The 6,222-nt window shown below is 69.3% G+C and carries 6 protein-coding genes; 1 reads left to right on the forward strand and 5 read right to left on the reverse strand.

The genetic code is table 11. From position 1 onward, the window contains the following. Positions 1-43: 43 nt before the first annotated feature. Positions 44-961, forward strand: a complete 918-nt coding sequence (locus ACFVH0_RS13095; protein WP_385819638.1) for a bile acid:sodium symporter family protein — start codon at positions 44-46, stop codon at positions 959-961. 8 nt (positions 962-969) lie between these two features. Here the strand turns inward: ACFVH0_RS13095 and ACFVH0_RS13100 are convergent, their stop codons facing one another. The 5 genes from ACFVH0_RS13100 to ACFVH0_RS13120 all read right to left on the reverse strand — a co-directional run bounded on the left by ACFVH0_RS13100 (position 970) and on the right by ACFVH0_RS13120 (position 6,106). Then, complete coding sequence (locus tag ACFVH0_RS13100) at positions 970-1,935, reverse strand: CPBP family intramembrane glutamic endopeptidase (RefSeq protein WP_385819639.1); 966 nt, start codon at positions 1,933-1,935, stop codon at positions 970-972. Between the two features lie 335 nt (positions 1,936-2,270). Continuing rightward, entirely contained in the window at positions 2,271-2,663 is a 393-nt protein-coding gene (locus tag ACFVH0_RS13105) for a transposase family protein (RefSeq protein ID WP_385819640.1), read from the reverse strand. Positions 2,664-2,925: 262 nt separating this feature from the next. After that, on the reverse strand, positions 2,926-3,363 hold the full coding sequence (locus ACFVH0_RS13110; RefSeq protein ID WP_385819641.1) for an NUDIX domain-containing protein: 438 nt from the start codon (positions 3,361-3,363) through the stop codon (positions 2,926-2,928). Positions 3,364-3,576: 213 nt separating this feature from the next. Further along, a complete protein-coding gene (locus tag ACFVH0_RS13115) occupies positions 3,577-4,167 on the reverse strand; it encodes an isochorismatase family protein (protein WP_385819642.1) in 591 nt (196 codons plus the stop codon). 199 nt (positions 4,168-4,366) lie between these two features. After that, positions 4,367-6,106 (reverse strand): bifunctional metallophosphatase/5'-nucleotidase, encoded by a 1,740-nt coding sequence (locus ACFVH0_RS13120; RefSeq protein ID WP_385819643.1) that lies wholly within the window; start codon positions 6,104-6,106, stop codon positions 4,367-4,369. Positions 6,107-6,222: the final 116 nt, after the last annotated feature.

The following is a 6,222-nucleotide window of genomic DNA, read 5'->3' on the forward strand; positions in this document are numbered from 1 at the left end:
TGGCACGTCCGCGAGGTGGCCCGGCCTCCGAGGGAAAGCGGTCATGGACGCCCTGCATCTCGTCCTCAACGCGGTCACCGTCATCTTCATCGCGGCCACCATGTTCGCTGCCGGCCTGAGGGCCACCGTCCCGGCACTTCGCGGTGTCTTCGCCGACCTTCCGCTGCTGTTGTCGGCGCTGCTCGCCAACATGGTGGCCATTCCGCTCCTCGGCTGGGGCATCGCAGCGTTGTTGGGCCTGCCCTCGGCCTCCTTCATCGCCCTCGTCCTGATCGCCTCGTCCCCGGGCGGTCCCTTCGGAGCGAAGCTGGCCGCGGTACAGAAGGGCGACATCGTCGCGGGCGCTGCGATGCAGGTACTGCTCGCCTCCGTCGGCAGCCTCACCTTCGCCCCCACCGTCAACGCCATCCTCACCGCCGCCGATATCGGAACCAAGGTCTCCCTCGACGTCGGTGCGCTGGTGCGGACGGTTGCACTCCTGCAACTCGTCCCGTTCGCCATCGGTCTGCTCCTGCGCCGCTACGCGCAGCCCACCGCGCAGGCGTGGCACCCCACGGCGGCCGCTATCTCCAACATCACGTTCCTGATCGTGCTGGCGGGGATGCTGTTGGGCAGTTGGCAGGATGTCGTCGCCCTCTTCGGCTCACTCGCCCTGCTTGCGGGGTTCCTGCTCGCGGTCTTCGCCTTCGCCGTCGGAACGTTGCTGGCCACAGGTCCGACGGCACGCCGCACCACCATGGGAGGTGTCGCCTCGGTGCGCAATGCCGGCCCCGCACTGGCCGCCATCGGCCTCGCCTTCGCCAACCAGCCTGCCGTCCTGGGCGCGCTCGCAGCGATCCTCCTCAGCGGCCTGGCGGCAGCCCTCCCGATCGCCACACTTCTCAGCAGGCGCCGGAGCGCCCCGGAGACCCCGCAGTCCCCGCAGTCCCCACAGGAACACACTGAGTCTCCGCCAACTTGAAGTCACGGTCAAAGGGCTGGTGTGCGGTCTCCGGAGAACTCACGCTGATCGTGTGCGGCAGTGGTTCGGGCCGTGGTTCGGGCCGTGTAGAAGGACGGCTGGAGCCGGCCGGTCAGCGCCAGGAAGGCGACGAACGCGCCTGTGACGATCCAGCCGGGCCATCCGGCCATGCTCATGTGCAGGGGATCCAGTGCTGCCTTGGAATCGGCGAACTCCGTGACCATGGCGACACTCACCGAACTCACGAACGCGTGGCCGATGACAGCGGGTACGACCGAGCCGGAGCGCAGACGCAGCCATGTGAAGACCGGCAGGATGAGGAGGCAGCTCACCAGCATGGCGGGCACCGACACATACCAGGGCCGACCCGGGTACTGGCCGCCCATCAGCAGCGTGGGCAGGTGCCACAGGGCGAAGGCCGCGCCGGTGATCACGTACGCCCGTATCAGGCTCCGACGGTCACCGTCCTGTGCGAGGCGCGGAAAAAGGTAGCCCTGCCAGCCCAGTTCCTCGCCGAAGAACAGCGGCAGCGACACCAGCATGTTCAGCACCGCTGCGGCCGCCCACGCCCCGAGCCCGTTCCAGTGCACTCCACCGAATGGGTAGCGGCCGGCGAAGGTGCCGATGGCAAGAGCAGCCGTGGTGAGGCCGGCGGGGACGACGAAGGCCATCAGGCACGCCCGTGCGGCACGCCCCCAGGGCTTCGTCCAGCGCAGGGCGAGTGTGTCCCGCACCCGGCCGCTGCGCTCGACACAGCGGACGACGAGGATTGCGGCGAGGGCAGGCGCCAGCATCGCGGCCGCGATGCACACCTGCTCCAGTGCACCGGTCTCCTCGCGTGCGTCACCGCGCCGGTAACCGCCGGCCAGGAGCGGTGACATGGCCGCCCACATGCCGATGTAAGCGACACCGAGAAAGATGAACAGACCACGTCGCCTGTTGACGAGCGGTAAGTGCCTGGTTGAAACCGTCATGACATGAACCTACGGATCGGCGCAGCAGCGAGGAATCCAGCTGAGGCGCATATCGACGGTGGAGCTGACTCCCCTTCCTGCAGGGAGACCCCTCCACCCATCGAAGACAGTCGGCGGTTGACTTCGAGGTGCACCAGGACCAGCGGAGCGTGCAGGAGGCGGGTGGCACGAGCGGGGTTTGTGCGGAGTTGGGTGAGGGTCCGCCAGTTCTTGAGGTGGGCGAAGCCGTGTTCGGCTGGTGCGCGTCCGGTGGCAAGCACGCGGATGGCGTCCTTCTGGCCTGGAGTGAGCTTGGGGTGAGCTTGTGAGCGCGGGTCGCGGTGAGCCGGTAACGATCATGGGGTCACGTACGTCGTTGTCCAGGGCGCGGGAGCCGAGGTCCGCGAGGGCCCCGAGGCCGGCGGCGTGCAGGTGAGCCGGGCGTGATCGTGGCGGGCGGCGGTGCTGTCGTGGGTGCGGCCGGGGCGGGCGGCGGATATCCGGATCAGGCGGCCTCTCTCGTCGGTGAGGGCGAGGAAGTGCGGGCCGTAACGGCGGTGTTTGCCGGAGTGGTTCCGTCGGTCGGCTCTTCCGGTACGGCGCAGGGTGGGGAAGAGGGTGCTGTCGGTCAGGACCACTTCTCCGCCCCGCTCGGCGATCTTCTTCAGGGCGTGGTCCAGGCGCGGGGCCTGCGCGGCGAGCAGCACGATCAGTTCGTCGCGCCGGCGGCGGACGGTGGTCTCGGACACGTTGTTGCCCCCCGCCATGTCAGCCGGGCGCTGGTTGTGACGCAGCACGGCCGGGACGATCTCCGCGATCCGTCCGGGCGGCAGGATCCGCCACCTGGACCGTATTGCCTTCAGGCGGCGGCGCCGCACGTCGGGTGACGACGTGGTGGTCGCTTCCCGAACGCCGGACGGAGTTGGTGGAGGCCATGGTTCCCGTCGTCGACAGGTCCGTCACCAGGATCTCCCGGCCGCTCCACAAGGCCCTCGACCGATGAGGGACGCGCTACGCCGCGAGTGCGCCGTTTCGTCGCAGCAGGGGGAGCACGTGGTCCCGTACGGCGGGAGCGAGGTGAAGGCCGTCTTCGCCGCCGGACACCCATCTCATGTGGGCGAGTTCGGCGGCGGGCCTGGGCGGCCGGCTGAGGCGTCCCTCGAAGACCGTCATCTTCATGGGCGTGCCCTCCAGCGCTGCGACGGCCTCGATGTCGGCGAGGAAGCGGGGTTCCAGCAGTTGAACGCCGAGCTCTTCCTCCAGTTCCCGTGCCAGTGTCTCCAGCGTTTCCTCATCGGCGTCGGGCTTCCCGCCGGGGAGGTAGAAGACATCGGGCGCTGCCTTCTTGCTCACCACCAGGAGCCGTCCGTCCTCGACGACCGCGGCCGCGATGACGAAGAGGGAGTCACCCTGCTCGGGCGGGGAGGCCGTCGTATTTCTTTGGTTCATGCAAGTAATTTTCCCAGAGGGGGGCGGAGCACAGGACCGCGGGCGTACCCGGAGGCGATCCTGCACAGTTCCGGCCCCTTCGGCGACGTCCTTGTCACCGGGGACACGGCCGCGAGCAGCCCGCCGGCCTGTCGCCCCGGCTCGCCGGGGTGAGGTGAACGGTGCGCGGTCGATCCCGGCTGCGTCTCAGTGGGCTGTGAGTGGCTGACCCGGTCAGGCGACGACGACAGGTTCTCCGCTCAGCGCGACGCCGGCACGGCGCAGCTCGTCGAGGGCGGTGCGCGTGGTGTCGGGGGCGACGCCGGCGGTGTAGTCGAGCAGGACCCTCACTGTGAAGCCCGCTCGTACCCCGTCCAGTGCGGTGGCTTTCACGCAGTGATCGGTTGCGATGCCTACGATGTCGAGATCGGTGACATCGCGGGCCCTCAGCCAGTCGGACAACGTCGTACCGTGCTGTGTGAAGCCTTCGAATCCGCTCTTCGAAGCGGAGTGCGCGCCCTTGAAGACGACCTCGTCGACGTGCCCGGAGTCCACGGCGGGCGCGAAGTCCGGATGGAACTCGCCCCCTTCACTGCCGACGACACAATGCACGGGGAACGAGTCCTGGAAGTCGGGGTTCTCGGAGAAGTGGGCACCCGGGTCGATGTGGTGGTCACGAGTGGCGACGACGAAGGCGTACTGCCCGTCCGAGTGCCGGAGCAGCTCGGCGATGGCGGAGGCCCGGTCCGCGCCGCCCTTCACCGGAACGCTGCCGCCCTCGCAGAAGTCCTTCTGCACATCGACGATGATCAGTGCACGACGCATGGGAAAAGCCCTTTCCCTCGGAGACAGCCATTCCTCGATGGTCGCCCTGCTGTCGGCGGACGGGCACACCACTCGCCGGTCATTCACCCGACCAGCGCGGCACGCACCGCCGGCGGTGGAAGTCCGAAGCGCCGCGTCCGCACGTGGACCGGACCACCGGTCTTCGGTGGTCCGGTTCACGTGAACCGGCCCTGTGCGGTCAATGGGTGACGAAAGTGATGCGGCCCGGTGCCGGAGGAATGGCCGGGTTGTCGGCCGTCGTGGTCTTGAGATGGTCGATCAGCGCCTCCAGTTCTGAGACGTCGCCGCCTTCTCGCGAGGTGATCTCGCCGAAGACGCTGAAGCCGTTGCCGCCGTTCGCCAGGAACTCGTTCAGGGCCACCTTGTACGTGGCGTCCCGGTCCACCGGCTGTCCGTCGACCCTGACGGTGTCCGCGAGGAGGCGGTCGGCGCCGGTGCGGCTCATGTCGACGGAGTAGTTGAGTCCCCGGGAGAGCTGGAGGAAGCGCGGGCTGTCCGCGTTCACGCCGGTGAACTGCTGCTGGAGTGCGGTGATGAGCTGTGCGCCGGTCAACGGCAGGACCCACAACGGGCTCTCGAAGGGCTGGACCCGGTAGGCATCCGCGTACGTGACGGCACCCCCGTCGTGGAAGACGAGGTCGGCGCGCATGCTGCCGGGGTTCATGAGGGCGAGGTCGGCTCCGTGAACCTTGCCTGCGGCGACCTGGGCATCCGTGATGAAGCTGCCCAGCGGTGTCTCGGGCAGGGGGGAGCCACGGCCCGGCATGTCTGCCGAGATGTATCCGACGACCCGGTTCGCCACGTCCTCGGAGCGTGCCCGCCAGGTATCGATCAGCTTGGCCATGGCCGGCTGCTGCGGGGTGCCCACCGGTACGGGGCGGAACTCCGCCCGCTCGGTGCTGCGCACCACCTCCCCGGCGGCATCGAGGTCGAAGCGCAGGTCGGTGAAGGAGCGGCCGAAGGAGTCGGCCTGAGTGACCAGGCGTCGATGGCCGGCCGGGTCGTTCACCGTGCATTCGTAGGAGGAGTGGGAGTGACCGCTGATGATCAGGTCGACCGCCGGCACCGTCCGCCGGGCGATGTCCTTGATCCGGCCGCCGAGCCCGGTGCCGGGGCCGCCGTCGTCGCAGCCCGCACCGGCCTGACCGGAGACCGCCTCGCCCTCGTGGAGCAGGACGACCTGGGCATGCACGCCTTGCCTGGTGAGCTCTTGCGAGTACCGCTCGATCACCGGCAGTTCGTCGTGGAACTCGACGTCCCGGATCATGGCGGAGTTGATGGAGCCGGGGGCTTCCTTGGTGACCAGGCCGATGAAACCGATACGTTGACCGTTCGGCAGGGTCTTGACGGTGTACGGCTTCAGCAGCGGGGTCGTACTGCCGCGTTCGGTGACGTTGGCGGCGAGATAGGCGAAGTCCGCGCCCTGGTAGGGGGCGTCGGGGGCACAGCCGTCCTTGGGGTGGCAGCCGCCGTCGACCATTCGCCGGAGCTCGGCCGGGCCCTCGTCGAACTCGTGGTTGCCGACGGAGGTCACGCCGAGCCCGAGCTCTTCGAGGGCGTCGACCGTCGGCTCGTCATGGAAGAGCGCCGAGAGCAGCGGGCTGCCGCCGATCATGTCGCCGGCCCCGAGGGTGAGGGAGTTGGTCCGTCCCTCGCGGGCCTCGTCGAGGAGTGTGGCCATCTGGGCGAGCCCACCGGCCTGGATCGCCGGACCGCGGTGGGTGATGCGTCCGGCCGCGCCGTCCACGGGGAGCAGGTTGCCGTGCACGTCGTTGATGGCGAGCAGTTGGACAGGGGTGCGGGAGTCCGGCGCGGAGTGCGCCGACGCGGGGTCGGGCCGCAGGGCTGCGGGCCCGACCAGGAGCAGGGGGACGAGAGCGAACGCGGGTACGCCGCGCCGGACGAAGCGCTTGATCATGACGGTGGTTGTACGTGCGGGGCGCGGGGGGCGGGGGGGGGGCCCCCCCCCCCCCCCCGGCGGCCGCCCCCCCACACAAAAAAACCCACCCCCCCCGCGGGGGGGTATGAGCCCGC

This window comes from Streptomyces sp. NPDC127117 (assembly GCF_042677325.1).
Taxonomy (GTDB): domain Bacteria; phylum Actinomycetota; class Actinomycetes; order Streptomycetales; family Streptomycetaceae; genus Streptomyces.

Excerpts from the sequence above, each read along its gene's own strand:
- ACFVH0_RS13095 (WP_385819638.1), top strand. The coding sequence starts at position 44 with ATGGACGCCCTGCATCTCGTCCTCAACGCGGTCACCGTCATCTTCATC.
- ACFVH0_RS13100 (WP_385819639.1), bottom strand. The coding sequence starts at position 1,935 with ATGACGGTTTCAACCAGGCACTTACCGCTCGTCAACAGGCGACGTGGT.
- ACFVH0_RS13110 (WP_385819641.1), bottom strand. The coding sequence starts at position 3,363 with ATGAACCAAAGAAATACGACGGCCTCCCCGCCCGAGCAGGGTGACTCC.
- ACFVH0_RS13115 (WP_385819642.1), bottom strand. The coding sequence starts at position 4,167 with ATGCGTCGTGCACTGATCATCGTCGATGTGCAGAAGGACTTCTGCGAG.
- ACFVH0_RS13120 (WP_385819643.1), bottom strand. The coding sequence starts at position 6,106 with ATGATCAAGCGCTTCGTCCGGCGCGGCGTACCCGCGTTCGCTCTCGTC.